Raw genomic sequence first — 18,407 nt, 5'->3', positions numbered from 1 at the left:
CGCGCGGCATGGAACCGGTGACTACTTGGCGACCTCGGTCGCGCGGGACTCGCGGACCACGGTCACCCTGATCTGCCCCGGGTAGGTGAGCTCCTCCTCGACCTGCTTCGCGATGTCGCGCGCCATCACCTGCGCCGCGATGTCGTCGACCGCGTCCGGCAGCACCATCACCCGGATCTCCCGGCCGGCCTGCATCGCGAACACTTTCTCGACGCCCTCGTGGTGCATCGCGATCTCCTCGAGCCGTTCGAGCCGCTGGACGTACGCCTCCAGCGATTCCCGCCGCGCCCCCGGGCGACCGCCGCTCACCGCGTCCGCGGCCTGGGTCAGCACCGCCTCGACGGTCCGCACCTCGACCTCGTTGTGATGCGCCTCGATGCAGTGCACGACGTCGTCGTTCTCGCCGTACTTGCGGGCCAGCTCGGCGCCGACGATCGCGTGACTGCCCTCGGACTCGTGCGTGAGCGCCTTCCCGATGTCGTGCAGGAACGCGCCGCGCTTGCACAGCTTCGGATCCAGCCCGAGCTCGGCCGCCATCATCCCGGCGATGTGCGCCGACTCGATCAGGTGCTTGAGCACGTTCTGCCCGTACGACGTCCGGTAGCGGAGCAGACCCATCGTGCGGATGAGCTCCGGGTGCAGATCGGTGATGCCGACGTCCGCCATCGCGTCCTCGGCGGCCCGCTCGCACAGCTCGGCGACCTCACCCTTGCTGCGCTCGTAGATCTCCTCGATCCGGCTCGGGTGGATCCGGCCGTCGAGCACCAGCGAGTCCAGGGTCAGCCGCGCGGTCTCCCGCCGGACCGGGTCGAAGCAGGACAGCAGGACCGCTTCCGGGGTGTCGTCGATGATCAGGTTCACGCCGGTGGTCTGCTCGAACGACCGGATGTTGCGGCCCTCGCGCCCGATGATCCGGCCCTTCATATCGTCACTGGGCAGGTGCACGACGGACACCACGGACTCGCTGGTCTGCTCGGACGCCAGCCGTTGCACCGCGCCGGTGATGATCTTGCGGGCCTTGATCTCGCCCTCGTCCTGGGCCTGCCGCTCGATGTCACGGACGATCGTGTGCGCGTGCCGCTTGGCCTCGTCCTCGATCGACGCGACCAGCTCCGCCCTGGCCTGGTCGGTGGTCAGGTTCGCGACCCCTTCGAGGATCCGGCGACGCTCGTCCTCGAGGTCCTTGATCTCCTGCTTGCGCTGGTCGAGCTCGGCCAGCTGAGCGGTCAGCTCGAGCTGACGTTGCTCCATCGCGCGGTGCTGCTCGTCGGCCCGCTCCTCGCGTTCGGTCAGCCGGTGGTCGCGGCGCTCCATCTCCAGACGCTGCTCACGCAGGTCGTCCCGGATCGACTGCGCTTCCGCTTCGGCTTCCCGGCGTACGTCGGAGGCGCGCTGCTCGGCGTCACGTCGTACCTCGGACGCACGGTCCTCGGCGCCGCGGCGGATCTCCTCGCTGCGTTGCTCGGCCGCCTCGGCGCGGGTCCGCAGTACGGCGGCCTCCTCCTCGGCCTGCCGTCGTACCAGCTCCGCCGCGGACTTCGCGCTCGCCGCCAGCTGCGCCGCCTCGAGCTGGGCGGCCTGGTGGGCGGTCGAGTTGTCGGCGGCTTTCCGGCGGGAGAGGGTCAGGCCGATCCAGGCCAGCAGTCCGGCGATCAGCAATCCGATCAGGGTCAGGCCAACGGACATCGCTGTCATCGCCGTCTCCCCTCTCCTTCGAGTCCCACGCGGGGACTGTGGCCGTCGGTCGAAGGGACTCGCCACTGGAATCGCTGAAGGCGCCGCCGAGGTTCCGGCAGCCATTGGGGTACGGCAGTGCCGGTGCCACCTCAGGTGAGGCGGTACCGGTGTCTACCGTTGCGACGGTATCGCTGTGCTCGCGCTGCTCCGCCAACTCTGTGAACGCCGCGGGTGCGGCTGTCCAGCGTTGCTTGCCTCGCTTGCTCACCGTGAGTCGCCGTCGCCAACCCGGAGACCACGATGGCGCCGCTCGCGCCCTGCCGGCCGGCTTACGCTGCCGTCGGGGTTTTGCGTGCGGTGCCGTCTATCGACGGCGCTGCACGGCGCCGTCGTCCTTCCTTCAGCTCACTCGAGCGTGGTTGCGTCTTTTCGCCGGCCGGTCGGCCGTTTCACCGACCCGCCGATCCTTATATCCGCCACCGTTGCGGTGGATTCATCCCTTCTTGATCCCGAGGCTAAGCGCGGCCCACCACCCGGTCAAGACGGACACTCACCCGTCACCCTCCGGATGAGACCAGTCTCGGCGCTGGACTACTCCACAACCGGCATGGGTGTCCGGTCGGAGTGATGACGTAGACCTTCAGCGCCCGCGTGCCGGCCGAGCCGGCCGCGGGGCTGCAGGTGTCGGGTTAGTGACTCGAAGGATGGCTCAGCTCGCCGACGGTTGCTGTCCGGTCGGCGTGCTGCCTGCGCTTTCGGCCGGCGATCCGGTCGTGTTGTCCGCCTGCGCCGCGGCCTCCGGCTGCGCGCTCTCCGCCGTTCCTGCGGTGGTGGACTCGGACGTGGTGTCTGCGGGGGTCTGATCCTGCTGGGCCGGCGTCTCTTCGGAGTTCTGCTTGTCGACGAAGCCGCCGACCTTCTGCTGGACCGAGTCGACCTTCTCCGCGTACTTCCCGCCGGTCTGCTTGTCGATCAGGTCGCCGGCTTTCTCGACGCCGGCTTTGATCTTGTCCGGGTTCTGCTTGACGACATTCCGGAGCCAGTTCTTCGCCTGTTCCTGGAAATCGTTCATTGCACCCTCCGCGGTGTCTGGGGCGGATCGACGGAAAATCCCAGCCTACGGACCGGTCCAAATACCAGTCCTACCTCGGATAAGACACCGTTGTACCGCACCCGTCAACGCCCCTCGCCGCTCACCGGACCCGAAACCGCTTCACTCTCCGTCACCGCCGGTCCTTTCCGTCCAGGTGCGCCTTCGCCACCGTCGCCGGCGCGAACACCAGCCAGCCGTCGAGCAGTGCCTCCCGGAGCGCCGGCTCGGATACCTTGTCGAGCTCGACCAGTACAGCGGCGTACCCGTTGAAATGCGGAATCGTGAAGAATCCGTCGCCCGCCCGCGCGGCCAGCACGGCTTCCTTCTCGGCCAGGTCCTCCACCCGGATCGCCAGGATCGGTCCGTCCGGCGGCGTCTCGTTGCCGTACCGCTTGATGTCGGCCTTGCTGAACGGCCGCTCCCACGCATACCCCTTGCCGCCGACGGCCCAGGTCCGCTGGCCGTGCCGAGTCGTCACCTCGGTCTCCGGCAATTGGCCGACCAACCGCTCTACGTCTTCGAACGTCGCCATGCCGTCGACGCTACTCCCGCCGGAACGTGACGGCCGGGCAATCGACGAGGATTGCCCGGCCGTCGCCTTACCTCAGAGGCGGTGGCGACCGCCGCGCTCCTGATGCGGTACGACCTGCGTCGAGGTCGGGAACGTCGGAGCCGGCAGCTGCGCCGCCTCGTACGTCGCCAGGTTCAGCCGGGCGCCCGTCTCGGGAAGCGCCGGCGGCTTGCTGATCCGGTCGTGGCGGAACACCGAGGTCAGGTCACCGAACGTCTTGCGACGCCACTGGCTGACGTTCGGCTCCCGTACGCCGGTGAGCTTCTCGAGGAACTGCACAACCGACGTGTGGTCGAACTTCTGGCTACTCACCCAGCCGCCCGCGGTCCACGGCGAGACCACGATGCACGGCACCCGGAACCCACCACCGATCGGCAGGTCCAGTGCATACTCGTCCGCCGTCCCGGCCGGCGCCGTCGGTGGTACGACGTGGTCGAACAAGCCGTCGTTCTCGTCGTAGTTGAGGATGAAGACTGTCTTCTTCCAGACGTCCGGGTTGGCGGCGATCGCGGCGATCTTCGACGCGACGAAGTCGGCCCCGGCGGCCGGCATCTCCTTCGGGTGCTCCGAGACGCCGCCGGCCGTCATCAGCCACGACACGGTCGGGAGCTTGTCGTGCAGAGCGTCGTACTCGAACTGGCCGAGCGACGACACCTTCATGCCCTTGTCGTACAGCGGCGTACCGGGCGTGGCGTCCTGGAACTGCTTGAAGTGCGGGAGCATGTTGTAGCTGCTCAGACCGACCTGGTCCTGGTACACGTTCCAGCTGACACCGGCGGCCTCGAGGCGTTCGGCGTACGTCGTCCAGCGGTACGCACCGTTCGGCAGCGAGTTCGACGTGATCGGGCCACCGAGCGTGCCGCCCGGGTCGATCGTCCCGGTCTGCCAGTAGAGGCGGTTCGGCCAGGTCGGACCCTGGACCGAGCAGTGGTACTGGTCGCAGATCGTGAACGCGTCGGCGAGCGCGTACTGGAACGGGATGTCGTCGCGGGTGTAGTACCCCATCACGTACGGCCCGTTGGCCTTGTCCGCGGCGCGGTGCGCGGGCAGCCAGGCGTCCATCTTGCCGCCGTTCCAGGCCTGGTGCTGGACCGAGTACGCGTGGCTGGTCGACGGGATCGCCTGCGAGTTCGTCGAGTGGGTGTCGAGGTGGAACGGCAGCAGGTAGCCGTCCGGGTTCTCCGTGTCGGGCTGGTAGAACACGTTGCGCCCGGTCGACAACTTGATGGCGTGCGGGTCGTCGAACCCGGCCACGCCCGACAGCGTTCCGAAGTAGTGATCGAAGCTGCGGTTCTCCTGCATGAGCATCACGACGTGCTTGATGTCGCCGAGCCGCGCCGGGCGCGGCGGCGGGGAGGCGAGCGCCTTCTGGACGCTGGCGGGCATCAACGCGGCCGCGGCTCCAAGGCTCGCGGTCGCCGCGGCGCTGCCAAGAAACCGGCGCCGAGTGAAGTCAGACATTGGGCGGAACCTCTCGAAGTAGGCGGTGATTCCGTCAAGAACCTTCCGCCCGCAAAGTGACCACCACCCGGCACCCGCACCAACACTGCCGGGCCAGTTCCCAAGCACAACCTTTAGCAAAGGTAAACAGCTCAGGTGACCTAAGAGCCGTGGCCCCGGCTGGCGGCTCGGCTAGGTGGCTCGGCTAGGTGGCTCGGCTTGCTGACCAGAGCCATGGGCCCGTGCATCGCGTGAAGCCGGCCTGGAGGTAGAACTCAGCAGCCTCGTCGCTGATGGCCGAGACGAAGACCACCTCGGCTCCCAACTCTCCGAGCCAGGACCGGCACTGCGCGAGCAGGGCCGTACCGGTCCCCGAGCCACGGCTCGCCGGATCCACCACGAGCTCCTCCACCACGCCGTACGGCTCATGTCCGTAGTCGACAAACGTTGCTACGACGAGCCCGTGGATCTCGTCATCGTCACCGGCAACGAAGGTTCGCGCCTGTTGACGCACCTCAGGCAAGGTTGTGGAGTCCGCGTCGTCGTCGTGCAATTCGCGCAACAACCGCTGGATCCCGGCCCGATCCGCTGCCGTGGCCGCGCGCACCACCGGCTGCTCGCGGTTCGTCATCTTCACCTCTCTGGATCCAGGCTTGCGGCTACTCGGGCCCCAACCCGGATGAATCCAGCAGCGGGAACTCGTCGTGCGATGCATCCAGCTCCTGTTTCACGATGCTCATCGCCAGCCCGCCCGGATACCCCTTGCGTGCCAGCATCCCGAGCAGTCGCCGCATCGCCACCTGCCGCTCCAGCGAACGCATCGACCGCAACTTCCGCCGCACCAGCTCGCGCGCGGTCTGCTCTTCCTGCTCCGGATCCAGCTCCTCGAGCGCGTCCCTGGCCAGCTCGTCGTCCACGCCCCGACGCCGAAGCTCCTGAGCCAGCGCACGCTTCCCGAGTCCACGCCCACGGTGTCGCGACTCCACCCAGGCATTCGCGAAGGCGGCGTCGTCGATCAGCCCGACGTCAGTGAACCGATCCAGCACCTCATCGGCAACCTCGTCCGGAATCTCCCGCTCAGCCAGCACATCAGCCAACTCAGCCCGAGTCCGCGGCTGCCCCGTCAACTTGTCGAGCAAAATCGTCCGAGCCACCGAATGCGGATCCGCCGCCTCCTCCATCGCCGGATCCCCAACCCCCTCAGGCTCCTCACTCCCCCGCCGCTTCCGCCCTCGCCCAAATCCGCTGGTAGCCGTGCGCCGCCCCCGACGCCCACTGCCATCAGACCGACCGCTCCCCGCCGAGATGTTCCCACCACCCAGCCGACTCCCGCCCGCCCGCCCGGCGACCACCGACCGCTCCGACACAACCGACTCGACACCCGTCGCACTCTCACCCGGCGCACTCTCACCCGGCGCACTGTCACCCGGCGCACTCTCACGGGGCGCGACATCATCTCGCGTCGAGGACTGGCCGACCGGCGTGCTCTTGCGCGGACGTCCTGCAGTATCGGCGGGCCTTTCGCGATCCACCGCAGCAGGGCCCACCGGTGACCTACTCTCGGTCACGGGAGGCGCCTGACCGGCAGGCGTCACGCGGTCCGGCGCTTGGGACTCGTCGCCTGGCGCCTGCTGGTCCTCGCCGGATTTGTGGTCCGTGGTGGACCTGTGGCTCTCCGGAGCTGCGGAGCTTGGCGAGGTGTTGGCAGCGGGCTCAGCGGCGGGCTCAGCGGCGGCTGGTGTGCCCGCGTCTGCCCACGGATCCTGTTCTGGTGGTGTACCGAGGTCTTCGGGCGGTGCAGATGTGTCGTCTGCGAACGCGCGCGCCTCGGCCAACCGATCGGCCGCCTCCGTCTCGAAGGTACGGACCGAGCGATCATCCTGCTCGCCCCAAGGATCAGCAGAACTCGTGCTCGATGCCCGACCCGAGGCACTCCGGCGTTTGACCGTCCGCGCCTTCTTCGGTTCGTCCTGCTGCTCATCCCAGGGGTCCACCGTCCCGGCGGTCCGCCTGATGGATCCCGTACGTCGGCGCGAACTGTCCCACCCCGACTCGTCCTCACCCAGGAACTCGTCTCCACCGACCCGCGGCTCGCCCGCGCCCGACGTACGACGGCGACCGCGGTCACGCCCCAAGCCCGAACCACGAACTACACCGGGATCGGGATCGGCTTCGTCGCCGCGACCTCGCTCAGCACCAGCAGCACGATCGCTGCTGCGAGCATCGCGGGCGCGGTCGGCACCCGGCGCTGGGGTTTGGTTCGTGCTGGTGGAGGGTGCGGACGCGTCTGTGCCTGCGGCTAGGAGCTTGCGGGCCAGAGCGAGGCGTTCGTCGTGGGGTAGAGACAGCGCCGCGGGGGCAGCGTCGTCGGCAGCGGTGGGCTGCCGGGGGACGCCGCCGCCCGCGGAGGGTCGGTCAGAAGTCGACATCGACCTCGGCCGCGGCGGCCTCGCCGGCCGGCTGGTCAAGAGTCGGGCCGATGCCCATCTTCTCCTTGATCTTCTTCTCCAGCTCGTTGGCCAGGTCGGGGTTGTCGCGCAGGAAGTTCCGCGCGTTCTCCCGGCCCTGACCGAGCTGGTCGCTCTCGTAGGTGAACCAGGCGCCGGCCTTACGGACGAAGCCCTGCTCCACGCCGAGGTCCAGCAGGCTGCCCTCGCGGCTGATGCCCTGGCCGTAGATGATGTCGAACTCGGCCTGCTTGAACGGCGGGGCCACCTTGTTCTTCACGACCTTGACGCGGGTCCGGTTACCGACCACGTCGGTACCGTCCTTCAGCGACTCGATCCGGCGCACGTCCAGCCGCACCGACGCGTAGAACTTCAGCGCCTTACCACCGGTCGTCGTCTCCGGGGAGCCGAACATCACGCCGATCTTCTCGCGCAACTGGTTGATGAAGATCGCGGTCGTGTTGGTCCCGCTGACCGCACCGGTCATCTTCCGCAGCGCCTGGCTCATCAGCCGGGCCTGCAGACCGACATGGCTGTCGCCCATCTCGCCCTCGATCTCGGCCCGCGGCACCAGCGCGGCCACCGAGTCGATCACGACGATGTCGATCGCGCCGGAGCGGACCAGCATGTCGGCGATCTCCAGCGCCTGCTCACCGGAGTCGGGCTGCGAGACGAGCAGCGCGTCGGTGTCGACACCCAGCTTCCGCGCGTACTCCGGGTCGAGCGCGTGCTCGGCGTCGATGAACGCCGCGATCCCGCCGGCCCGCTGCGCGTTCGCAACCGCGTGCAGGGCGACCGTCGTCTTACCGGAGGACTCCGGGCCGTAGATCTCCACCACACGGCCGCGGGGCAGGCCGCCGATCCCGAGGGCGATGTCGAGCGAGATCGACCCGGTCGGGATGACCTCGATCGGAGGCCTGTTCTGCTCCCCCAGGCGCATCACCGAACCCTTGCCGCACTGCCGCTCGATCTGCGTCAGCGCAGTCGCGAGCGCCTTCTCACGATCGCTCGCCGCGCGCTCCGCACTCGCCGTTGCACCAGCCATCTGACCGCCACCTGACCCATCTCATAATCGGGGCCGCTTCCCAGCCGCCCGGAGGACTTCTCGTGTCGCCACAGAAGGTATCCATCACCTCGGACAGTTTTCGCCGCCACTTCGAATCTGTGGACAACTCGGCCGTCCGCCACACCTTCCGGGCACCAAAGTATCCCGAACACGTGTTCGAATCACAACTGACACGCCGAAGTTGCCCGGGCAACCGATCTGACCCGCCGGATCCCTACCCTTGCGGGCGTGACCGACCGTCCCGACGTGCCCGATTCCGCTGTGATCCTGGCGCTCAGCCGGGTCGAGTTCGGCATCGACACCGTGCTCGACGCGCTCCGTACCCCGGACCCGTTCGGCGTCCGCAGCATCCTCACCGAGTACTCCGCCCAGGAGAAACCCAACCTCGCCGAGAAGGCCCTGATCCTCGCGATCGACCGGCTGCTGAAGATGAAGGTGCCCGGGCACGCGGAGTGGCCGAAGCTGCCGCTCGCCGAGCGCTGCGACTGGTGGGTGGACCGGCTGGGCGGATTCGCGGCTGTCGTCGCGGCAGTCCCCCGGATCAGCGGTGCGGCCGCCGACCGCCTCCCGGTCAAGGACACCCTGGGCGCGGCTGTGCAGGCGATGGTGATCGGCGCGATCTGCCGCGAGTACGGCGTGGAGGCGCACGCCGACCGTACTGCGGTCATCGCACGCGTGCTGACCGACCGTCCGATCACTCCGGACGAAGTGCTCAAGTACGACGACCCGACCGCGGCCGGACAGGACGTGGCGAAGCAGCTCGGGCTCGGCGACGAACCCGAAGAGGCCGGAGTCCGGCGCGGCATCCGGCTGCTGTGGCGGATCAGCAAACTGTTCGGCGGCCTCGATGGGGTGTTCGAAGAGCGTCCGCGGGGCAGCCTCGGCGCCCGGTTCGTGGGGAAACTGCCGGGCATCGGCGTGGTCGGCGGGTACTTCGACGAGCGCAAGGCCATCCGGAAGGCGGCGTACGAAGCGGCGGACCTGCTCACCAGCAGCGCGTTCCGGCTCAAACCTGTCTGAAGAAGGATTGGGACCGGGCACCGCAGTACTGGGATGATCTCCGCATGACTGGGATCGCCATCGTACGACCGGACGAGAGCTGGCCCTCGCAGTACGAGAAGTCTGCGCAGACGATCGGCGGACTGCTCGGCGAACTGGCCCAGCGGATCGACCACATCGGCTCCACCTCGGTACCCCGCCTGCCCGCCAAGGACATCCTGGACATCCAGGTGACCGTCGGCACCGAGCCAGAGCTGGACGACGTGGCCGAGCGGATGGTGGCCGCGGACTGGGAGCTACGCCCGCCGCGGCGCGACCACCCGGTGCCCGGACTGCCCGCGGACGAGATCCAGTGGGTCAAACGCCTGCTGGTCGAGCCGATGTACCGGCGCCGGGTCAATCTCCACATCCGGGTGGCCGGCCACGCCAATCAGCGGTACGCGCTCCTGTTCCGCGACTACTTACGCAGTCATCCACAGACGGCACGCGCGTACGCCGCCTTCAAGCAGCGCGCCGCCGCGCTCCGGCTCGAGATCGGAGACTACGCCGACCTCAAGGACCCGGTCTGCGACCTCATCTATCTGCCGGCCGAGGAATGGGCGGCGAGCACGGGATGGACCGTCTAGACCGTTTGTTGCCTAGGGCATCAGCGATCGCGGGCCGGAAGGTTCAGGTGCGCCCACACGGCACGCCAGACCACCTTCGCGGCCTCGCCCTCGGCCAGGGCCTCGACGACCGTCCGGCCGCCGAGCTCCTGGACCACCTGGGTCTCTGCCCAGGTCCGTGCGTACGCGGGACCCAGATGGTGATCCATCCGAGACCAGAACTCCGTCAGTCTCATGCCTGCCCGTCATCGTCCTTCGGCGGCGGTCCCCAACCGCCCTGCTGACCCGGCTGGGGCCCGGACCGGCCGCCCTGCGGCGGCTGACCGTGCTGCGGACCTTGTTGACCAGGTTGCCCCTGGCCGGGTTGCTGTCCCCAGCCACCAGGACCCTGCGGCGGCTGTCCCTGCTGAGGCGGCTGCTGCTGCCCCGGCTGCGGCCCCCACGGCCCCTGACCCGGCTGAGGCTGCCCAGGGTACTGCGGCTGACCAGGCTGACCGCCGTACGGCGGCTGACCCGGCTGGCCCTGACCAGGCTGCCCCTGCTGCGGCTGCCCCGGATACTGCCCCGGCTGCCCCTGCGACGGACCGCCGTACTGACCGGGCTGACCTGGATACTGCCCGCCGGGACCAGGCTGACCGTACTGCTGGCCGTACCCCGGCTGTCCCGGGTACTGCCCCGGACCGCCGTACTGACCCGGCTGTCCCGGGAACTGCTGTCCGTACCCCTGCTGGCCCTTGCGCTTGCGGCTCCGCAGGACGAAGAACACGACCGCGGCGATCGCCAGCAGCACGAACACAATGATCAGAATCAACGCCCACGTGGGGAATCCGCCGCCGGCCTCAGAGGTCAGCGAGATCTTGCCGAGCTTGTCGAGACTGTCGTACGTCGCCGTGCGGCCGCTGATCTTCGCGCCGTCGTCGTGCTCGAGGATCTTGCCCGGCATGGTGATCTTGAAGTTGACCTCCGGCTGACTCCCGGACGGCACACTGCCCAGGTTGCCGGCCTTGACCGTCACCATGACCTTGTCGCCGTCCTTGCGGAAGCCGACGCCGTCGCCGCTCGAGCTGCCCATCTTGTCGAACGGCACGCTCTCGAAGGTGCAGTTCGACCCGACGTACTTGTCGTCCTCGAACGATTTGCAGCTGACGCCCTGGGTGGTCGTCTCCTTGATGCCGCTCTCGATCTGCTCGCGGACCTTGTCGAGGGACTCGCCGCTGGACTGCAGCAGCTGCTTGTCGACCCCGATCTTCATCGTGCCGGAGACCGTCTCGTTCGACCCGACCTTCAGATCGGCGTCGAGCTTGACGCACCCGGTCAGAGCGACCAGGCAGGCCACGACGACGAGTGCTGCACGTACGCGGTTGATCATGTCGCCGATCATTCCAGACGAAGGGGACAACCTGTGCACCGGACGGAGAGCGTCTCCTCACGGTGCGCCACGAACCGTCCGGGAACGGCTCGTGAAACTGTCGGCGGTACCCGGCAAGATGGTCGGCGTGAAGAAAACCAGCGCGTTGAGCCGGTTCTCGCCCGCGACCCGGGCGTGGTTCGGCGACGTCTTCGAGGCGGCCACCCCGGCCCAGCTCGAGGCGTGGGACGCCATCACCGCCGGCCGGGACGCGCTGGTGGTCGCCCCGACCGGATCGGGCAAGACGCTGGCAGCCTTCCTCTGGGCGCTCGACCGGCTGGCCACGACGCCGCCGCCCGACGATCCGAAGCTGCGCTGCCGGGTGCTGTACGTATCGCCGCTGAAGGCACTCGCGGTCGACGTCGAGCGCAACCTCCGCGCGCCGCTGATCGGGATCCGGGAGACCGCGCGCCGGCTCGGTGAGGCACCGCTCGACGTCGAGGTCGCGGTGCGGTCGGGCGACACCCCGGCCAGCGAGCGACGGCGGTTCGCGTCACGGCCTTCCGACGTACTGATCACCACCCCGGAATCACTCTTCTTGTTGCTGACCTCGCAGGGCCGGGAGTCGCTGCGCGGAGTCGAGACGGTCATCGTCGACGAGGTGCACGCGGTTGCCGGGACCAAGCGGGGCGCACATCTGGCGCTCACGCTCGAGCGTCTCGACACGCTGCTGCCGAAGCCGGCGCAGCGAATCGGTCTGTCCGCGACCGTGCGACCGGTGGAAGAGGTCGCCCGATTCCTCGGTGGCGAGCGGCCGGTGACCGTGGTGCAGCCCAAGTTCACGAAGCAGTGGGACCTGAGCGTCGTGGTTCCGGTCGAGGACATGGCCGAGCTGGCCGCGACCGAGGTGGAGACCTCCGGATCGGCGGCCGGTCCGCAGCAGCACGCCTCGATCTGGCCGCATGTGGAGGAGCATGTCTTCGATCTGATCGCTCAGCACAACTCGACCATCGTCTTCTCCAACTCACGACGCCTGGCCGAGCGCCTGACCGCCCGGCTCAACGAGATCGCTGCCGAGCGAGCCGAGCTGGAGCTGCCTGACTTGGGCTCACCTGCTCAGGTGATGGCACAGTCCGGTGGATCTCTCGCGGCGCCGCCGTTGATTGCGCGAGCCCACCACGGTTCGGTCAGCAAAGAGCAGCGAGCGCTGATCGAGGCAGATCTGAAGTCGGGTCGGCTGCCCTGTGTGGTGGCGACGAGCAGTCTCGAGCTCGGCATCGACATGGGCGCGGTAGATCTGGTCATCCAGGTCGAGGCGCCGCCGTCCGTCGCGAGCGGATTGCAGCGGGTGGGACGCGCCGGTCACCAGGTCGGCGCGGTATCGCGCGGGGTGCTGTTCCCGAAGTTCCGTGGCGACCTCATCGATACGGCCGTCGTCGTGCAGCGGATGCGCGACGGGTTGATCGAGAGCCTGCACATCCCGGCCAACCCACTCGATGTGCTGGCCCAGCAGATCGTGTCGATCGTCGCGCTCGACTCGGTGGACGTCGACGAGCTGTTCGCACTGGTGCGCCGCTGCGCACCGTTCGCGACCTTGCCGCGATCGGCGTACGACGGCGTGCTCGACATGCTGTCGGGTCGATACCCCTCGGACGAGTTCGCGGAGCTGCGGCCGCGGATCGTGTTCGACCGGGTGAGCGGCGAGATCTCCGGTCGGCCGGGCGCGCAGCGGCTTGCGGTGACCAGCGGCGGGACGATCCCGGATCGCGGGCTGTTCGGGGTCTTCCTGGTCGGCGAGTCGACGAATCATCGCGTCGGTGAGCTCGACGAAGAGATGGTGTACGAATCACGCGTCGGCGACGTGTTCACTCTCGGGGCGTCGAGCTGGCGGATCGAGGACATCACCCACGACCGGGTGCTCGTCTCCCCTGCCCCGGGTCAGCCCGGCAGGTTGCCGTTCTGGAAGGGCGATGCGGTCGGGCGGCCGGCGGAGCTCGGCGCGGCGACCGGTGCGTTCGTCCGCAAGATGGCGTCGTTGCCTGCCGGCAAGGCGGTCGAGCGCGCGCGGACCGCCGGCCTGGACGAGTACGCCGCCAACAACCTCGTGTCGTATCTCGCCGAGCAGCGCGACGCGACCAGCCGGGTGCCGGACGACGTGACCATCGTGGTCGAGAGGTTCCGCGACGAGCTGGGCGATTGGCGCGTCTGCGTTCACTCGCCGTACGGCGGTCAGGTGCACGGCCCGTGGGCGCTCGCGATCGCAGCCCGGCTCCGGGATCGGTACGGGATGGACGCGCAGTCGGTCTCGGGTGACGACGGGATCGTGCTGCGGCTGCCGGAGACCGACGAGGCGCCACCGGGCGCGGAGCTCGTGCTGTTCGATCCGGCAGATATCGAGGATCTGGTGACCACCGAGGTCGGCGGATCGGCGTTGTTCGCAGCGCGATTCCGGGAGTGCGCCGCGCGGGCGTTGTTGTTGCCGCGGCGCAATCCCGGCCGACGATCTCCGCTGTGGCAACAGCGGCAGCGGTCAGCGCAATTGCTCAGTGTGGCCAGTAAGTACGGCTCGTTCCCGATCGTGCTCGAGACGTTGCGCGAAGTCTTGCAGGACGTCTACGACCTGCCAGCGTTGAAGGATCTCCTGACCGGGATCAGCGAGCGTCGGATCTCCGTCGTGGAGGTGGAGACGTCCGAGGCATCACCGTTCGCGAAGTCGCTGCTCTTCGGCTATGTAGGCGCCTTCATGTACGAGGGCGACAGCCCCCTCGCGGAGAAGCGTGCGGCCGCGCTCGCGCTGGATCAGAGCTTGCTGGCCGAGCTGCTCGGCCGGACCGAGCTGCGGGAGCTACTCGACGCGGAGGTCGTGCTGCGTACCGAGGCCGAGCTGCAACGACTCGCCGAGGATCGTCGGGCGCGTGACGCCGAAGGCCTGTTCGACGTACTGCGGATGATCGGTCCGCTGTCGTTGCCGGAGGCATCGCAGCGGTGCGTGGACGGTTCGGATGCGGAGTCCTGGCTGACGTCGCTGGCGGCCGCCCGCCGCGTTGTGCGGGTGCGGATCGCCGGTGAGCACAGATGGGCAGTTGTCGAGGACGTGGCGCGGTTGCGCGACGCGCTCGGTGTGCCGCTGCCGCCTGGGGTCGCGGAGGCGCACGCCGAGCCGGTCGCCGATCCGCTGGGCGATCTGGTGTCTCGGTATGCACGAACGCACGGGCCGTTCCGGGCGATCGATCTCGCGACGCATCTCGGGATCGGCGTTGCGGTTGTCGGCGAAGCGCTGCGGCGCCTGGGTGCGGCCGGACGAGTCGTCGAAGGCGAATTCCTGCCGGGCGGCATCGCACTCGAGTGGTGCGACAGTGAAGTCCTCCGGCTGTTGCGACGGCGGTCCCTCGCTGCATTGCGCAAGGAGGTCGAGCCCGTCGATCCATCCGCGCTGGCGCGATTCCTGCCTGCGTGGCAGGGCATCACGAGCAGCCGCGGCCGTGGGTACGACGTGCTGCTAGGAGCGGTCGAGCAGCTGGCGGGGTGCGCGGTGCCGGCGTCGGCACTGGAGTCGATCGTGCTGCCGTCGCGGGTTCCTGGGTATCAGCCGTCGATGCTGGACGAGCTGACGGCGACCGGCGAAGTGGTGTGGGCAGGATCAGGTTCGCTGCCCGGGACGGACGGATGGGTGTCGCTTCATCTCGCAGACAACTGCGACCTGACGCTGCCGGATCCAGATCCGGATCTCGAGCTGGGTGAGACACACCAGGCCGTGCTCGACGCGTTGTCGGGCGGAGGCGCATTCTTCTTCCGGCAGCTGAGTGATGCGGTCGGATCTGAGTCAGGCGTCGTGGAGGACGAGACCTTGGTCGGCGTCCTCTGGGATCTCGTCTGGGCCGGGTATCTGACCAACGACACGCTGACGCCGGTCCGATCCCTGGTCGGCGGCGGGCGGGGCAGCCATCGAACACGTCGTACGACGCCGCGCGCACGGCCGGGTCGACCCGCTCGCCCTGGGCGTCCGGCGATGCCCTCGCGGAGTGGTCCGCCGACGGCGGGCGGGCGATGGTCGTTGCTTCCGGCCCGCAGTTCGGATGCGACCCGGAGGGCGCATGCCGCAGCCGAGACGCTGCTGGATCGCTATGGGATCGTCACGCGAGGCTCGGTGATCACCGAGCGGACGCCTGGTGGATTCGCCGCCGTTTACAAGGTGCTGAGCGCGTTCGAGGAGTCCGGGCGTTGCCGACGCGGCTACTTCGTCGCCGGGCTCGGGGCTGCTCAGTTCGCCCTGCCTGGAGCCGTCGATCGGCTTCGAGCACTTGCAGAGCTGCCGGCGGCGACCTCATCCGGCTCTGAAGGTCCGTTCGGTCCCGCCGGACGATTCGGGCCCGGTGGTGCCCGACCGAGCGGCGCCCGTGGCCGGAAGGACGAGGAGCTGACAGCGCGAGCCGTCGTACTCGCGGCGTCCGATCCCGCGAATCCGTACGGTGCAGCCCTGCCGTGGCCCGAACGGGAGAGCGCGGGAGGTCATCGCCCCGGCCGGAAGGCTGGTGCGTTGGTCGTGATGGTCGACGGACAGCTGATCGTGTACGTCGAGCGTGGCGGACGGACTGTGCTGAGCTTCACCGAGGATTCTGATCTCCTCCAGCCGGCGGTCGACGCGCTTGCGTTGGCGATCCGGGACGGTCAGCTCGGCAAGCTGAGTGTCGAGACGGCCGATGGTGAGCAGGTCCGGCACACGTCGTTCGGCGACGCCTTGGCGAAGGCGGGCTTCCATGCGACGCCGCGCGGCCTGCGCCTGCGGGCTTGAGTTCGGGGCGCTGGGTCATGCCTGAGGGAGACACTGTCTGGAGAGCGTGCAAGCGGCTGAACCAAGCCCTTGCCGGGCAGGAGCTCGTGCGGACGGACTTCCGCGTGCCTTCGCTGGCGACGACGGCCCTGAGCGGGCGGACGATGCTCGAGGTCGTTGCACGTGGCAAGCACCTCCTGATGCGGATATCGGGTGGGCTGACGTTGCACAGCCATTTCCGGATGGACGGTAGCTGGCATCTGTACCGGCCGGGCGAGCGGTGGCACGGCGGCCCTGATCACCAGATCCGCGTGGTCCTCGAAACCGCGCCCTGGACCGCTGTCGGCTACCGGCTCCCGGTGCTCGACCTCGTCGCGACCGACGAGGAGCGCAGTGTGGTCGGTCACCTCGGGCCTGACCTGCTCTCGCCGTCGTTCGACCGGGCAGCCGCGATCGCGAATCTCGAGTCCGATCCCGGACGGACGGTCAGCGAAGCGTTGCTCGACCAGCGGAACCTGGCCGGGATCGGCAACTTCTATCGGACCGAGGTCTGCTTCCTGCTCGGCCTGCATCCGTGGCGCCCGGTCTCGGACGTCGACGTGCCGGCCGCGGTCGACCTCAGCCGAAAGCTGCTGAAGGCGAACGTCCGCAACGGCACCCAGGTCAGCACCGGGGTCGACCGACCGGGACAGCGCTCCTGGGTGTTCGAACGCGCCGGCAAGCCCTGCCATCGGTGCGGCGCGACGATCCTGACCGCATCGCTCGGCGAACCGACTCGCGCACGAGTTACCTACTGGTGCCCGGCCTGCCAACCCGAGAGCTGACCGCCCAGAACTGCCCTGTGGACAACGCCCCCGGCAGACCAGAACGCAGATACCTTCTCTGACACATCGAACAAATGTTCGAGCGAAAGGAGAAGCTGATGTGCGACCGGTGCGGCGGCCAGACCAACGAGCAGATCTCGCGGCAGATCGAGCAGAACATCCGGACCTTCGGCTGGACGATGCAGTACGTCGAGGGCGACGGTGCCCGCAACCCGGCCTTCGGGTACACGCTGGGGCTCAGCCTGTACCGGCACCCGGAGATCATCGTCTTCGACCCGGAGCCGTGCTGGGCCTACCTCGGGCTCAAACCACTCGCCTGGGCCGTGATGGGCGGCGCGGTGTTCGACGAGGGTGACGACCTGTCCGGCTTCTTTCCACCTCCGGAGACCGCCGAACTCCTCCGGTTTCCCGACTCGGCGCACCATCTGTACACAGCGAACCAGATGTTCCGGCAACCCAAGGACCCGCCGTTGCCCGCGCTACAACTCGTCTGGCCGTCGCGCGTTGCACTGATGCGGCCGCCCGACAGTCGCCCGACGCCGGACGGGAGCAGCCGATGAGCCGGGGCTCAAGCCGCGGAAGCCACGACCTCGGACTCGATGGTCGGGTGCACCAGCACCAGGGCCTCTTCGCGGGCCAGATCCTCGCTGACCTCGGCGAAGACCGTCGACAACGGCACATCGAGCGCCGTGCAGATCGCTGCCAGCAGCTCGCTGGAGGCTTCCTTCTGGCCGCGTTCGACCTCGGACAGGTAGCCGAGGCTGACGCGGGCGTCAGCGGACACCTCGCGGAGAGTGCGCCCCTGGCGCAGCCGCTTACGCCGCAGCACGTCGCCCAGCAGGCCACGAACCAGCACCATGAGGTTTCTCCCTTCCACCTGTCCGGTCGCGTCTACTCGCACGGTAGCCCGACCGTAGGAACCAACGGTACCTGTTGCTGGGTCACTACCCCTCGCAATGTCCACCTTCGGTGCGCCGTGCCAGTCTGCCTTACCTGTGCCCATGCTGGTCCCAACACCCCGTTTAGTCGAGTTCTTCCGCCACAACGGCGGCTCCGAGTTCGAGAACGGCCTCCACGCTGCCCCGGCGAACTGCGGAACGATCACCGGTCAACTGCAGCTTCCGGACCTGCACGGACCGCGGTCCGGCCGCCGCGACGTACACCGTGCCCGCCTGGATGCCCGCCTGCGGGTCCGGACCGGCCACACCGGTCGTCGCGAGCCCGTAGTCCGCCCCCAGACGCTCCCGCACGCCGCTGGCCAACGCCGCAGCCGTGTCCGGGTGGACCGGGCCCACAGCGGCGAGCAGGTCCTCCGGCACGCCGGCGAGCGTGGCCTTCAGGTCAGTCGCATACACGACTACGCCACCCCGATACACAGCCGACACCCCCGGCACATCCGTCAGAACCGCCCCGACCATCCCACCTGTCAACGACTCAGCGGTGGCAAGCGTCACGCGACGCTCCAGCAATAGCCCGACCAACCGCCCGACCGCCGCCTCAAGCCCGTCTCCGGCCACCCGTCGCCTCCTGCACTCCCGGTTCGTACCCCGTACTCAACACCCAGTC

Annotated in this window: 16 protein-coding genes; 5 read left to right on the top strand and 11 right to left on the bottom strand. The window is 68.6% G+C overall.

Annotated elements, in window-relative coordinates:
• Nucleotides 1-21: 21 nt before the first annotated feature.
• The 7 genes from rny to recA form a co-directional block, all read right to left on the bottom strand.
• Nucleotides 22-1,695 (bottom strand): ribonuclease Y, encoded by a 1,674-nt coding sequence (gene rny, locus OHA18_RS31480; RefSeq protein WP_328998959.1) that lies wholly within the window; start codon nucleotides 1,693-1,695, stop codon nucleotides 22-24.
• 691 nt (nucleotides 1,696-2,386) lie between these two features.
• The gene (locus OHA18_RS31475) at nucleotides 2,387-2,749 is read right to left on the bottom strand and encodes an antitoxin (protein ID WP_328998958.1); all 363 of its coding nucleotides are present in this window, start codon (nucleotides 2,747-2,749) and stop codon (nucleotides 2,387-2,389) included.
• A 151-nt stretch (nucleotides 2,750-2,900) separates the two neighbouring features.
• The gene (locus OHA18_RS31470; RefSeq protein ID WP_328998957.1) at nucleotides 2,901-3,302 is read right to left on the bottom strand and encodes an MmcQ/YjbR family DNA-binding protein; all 402 of its coding nucleotides are present in this window, start codon (nucleotides 3,300-3,302) and stop codon (nucleotides 2,901-2,903) included.
• A gap of 72 nt (nucleotides 3,303-3,374) precedes the next feature.
• The gene (locus OHA18_RS31465; RefSeq protein ID WP_328998956.1) at nucleotides 3,375-4,802 is read right to left on the bottom strand and encodes an alkaline phosphatase family protein; all 1,428 of its coding nucleotides are present in this window, start codon (nucleotides 4,800-4,802) and stop codon (nucleotides 3,375-3,377) included.
• 184 nt (nucleotides 4,803-4,986) lie between these two features.
• Nucleotides 4,987-5,412 carry a GNAT family N-acetyltransferase gene (locus OHA18_RS31460; RefSeq protein WP_328998955.1) on the bottom strand — a complete coding sequence of 142 codons (426 nt, stop codon included), beginning with the start codon at nucleotides 5,410-5,412 and terminating at the stop codon, nucleotides 4,987-4,989.
• A gap of 28 nt (nucleotides 5,413-5,440) precedes the next feature.
• Entirely contained in the window at nucleotides 5,441-5,962 is a 522-nt protein-coding gene (locus tag OHA18_RS31455; RefSeq protein WP_328998954.1) for a regulatory protein RecX, read from the bottom strand.
• A 1,234-nt stretch (nucleotides 5,963-7,196) separates the two neighbouring features.
• Nucleotides 7,197-8,273, bottom strand: coding sequence for a recombinase RecA (gene recA / locus OHA18_RS31450; protein ID WP_328998953.1), 1,077 nt, complete (start codon nucleotides 8,271-8,273; stop codon nucleotides 7,197-7,199).
• Between the two features lie 249 nt (nucleotides 8,274-8,522).
• Here recA and OHA18_RS31445 point away from each other — a divergent pair, with 249 nt between their 5' ends.
• Entirely contained in the window at nucleotides 8,523-9,314 is a 792-nt protein-coding gene (locus OHA18_RS31445) for a hypothetical protein (protein WP_328998952.1), read from the top strand.
• A gap of 44 nt (nucleotides 9,315-9,358) precedes the next feature.
• Nucleotides 9,359-9,919, top strand: a complete 561-nt coding sequence (locus OHA18_RS31440) for a GrpB family protein (protein WP_328998951.1) — start codon at nucleotides 9,359-9,361, stop codon at nucleotides 9,917-9,919.
• Nucleotides 9,920-9,939: 20 nt separating this feature from the next.
• Here the strand turns inward: OHA18_RS31440 and OHA18_RS31435 are convergent, their stop codons facing one another.
• Nucleotides 9,940-10,134: a DUF3046 domain-containing protein gene (locus tag OHA18_RS31435; protein ID WP_328998950.1), complete on the bottom strand. Its 195-nt coding sequence runs from the start codon at nucleotides 10,132-10,134 to the stop codon at nucleotides 9,940-9,942.
• Nucleotides 10,131-11,267 carry an LppM family (lipo)protein gene (locus OHA18_RS31430; RefSeq protein ID WP_328998949.1) on the bottom strand — a complete coding sequence of 379 codons (1,137 nt, stop codon included), beginning with the start codon at nucleotides 11,265-11,267 and terminating at the stop codon, nucleotides 10,131-10,133. Before OHA18_RS31430 ends, OHA18_RS31435 begins: the two co-directional genes overlap by 4 nt.
• Before the next feature lie 118 nt (nucleotides 11,268-11,385).
• On the opposite strand from OHA18_RS31430, the gene OHA18_RS31425 reads away from it, so the two are divergent.
• The 3 genes from OHA18_RS31425 to OHA18_RS31415 all read left to right on the top strand — a co-directional run bounded on the left by OHA18_RS31425 (nucleotide 11,386) and on the right by OHA18_RS31415 (nucleotide 17,401).
• On the top strand, nucleotides 11,386-16,038 hold the full coding sequence (locus tag OHA18_RS31425; RefSeq protein ID WP_329006176.1) for an ATP-dependent helicase: 4,653 nt from the start codon (nucleotides 11,386-11,388) through the stop codon (nucleotides 16,036-16,038).
• Nucleotides 16,039-16,055: 17 nt separating this feature from the next.
• Entirely contained in the window at nucleotides 16,056-16,841 is a 786-nt protein-coding gene (locus OHA18_RS31420; RefSeq protein ID WP_328998948.1) for an Fpg/Nei family DNA glycosylase, read from the top strand.
• A gap of 74 nt (nucleotides 16,842-16,915) precedes the next feature.
• The gene (locus OHA18_RS31415; RefSeq protein ID WP_328998947.1) at nucleotides 16,916-17,401 is read left to right on the top strand and encodes a DUF4262 domain-containing protein; all 486 of its coding nucleotides are present in this window, start codon (nucleotides 16,916-16,918) and stop codon (nucleotides 17,399-17,401) included.
• Between the two features lie 8 nt (nucleotides 17,402-17,409).
• On the opposite strand, the gene OHA18_RS31410 is transcribed toward OHA18_RS31415, so the two are convergent.
• Nucleotides 17,410-17,700 (bottom strand): helix-turn-helix domain-containing protein, encoded by a 291-nt coding sequence (locus OHA18_RS31410; RefSeq protein ID WP_328998946.1) that lies wholly within the window; start codon nucleotides 17,698-17,700, stop codon nucleotides 17,410-17,412.
• A 163-nt stretch (nucleotides 17,701-17,863) separates the two neighbouring features.
• Nucleotides 17,864-18,358, bottom strand: a complete 495-nt coding sequence (locus OHA18_RS31405; RefSeq protein WP_442914346.1) for a CinA family protein — start codon at nucleotides 18,356-18,358, stop codon at nucleotides 17,864-17,866.
• Nucleotides 18,359-18,407 lie beyond the last annotated feature (49 nt).

The organism is Kribbella sp. NBC_00709 (assembly GCF_036226565.1).
GTDB lineage: Bacteria > Actinomycetota > Actinomycetes > Propionibacteriales > Kribbellaceae > Kribbella.
Note: the sequence above shows the minus strand (reverse complement) of the source record. Positions and strands in the feature narration are given on the sequence as shown.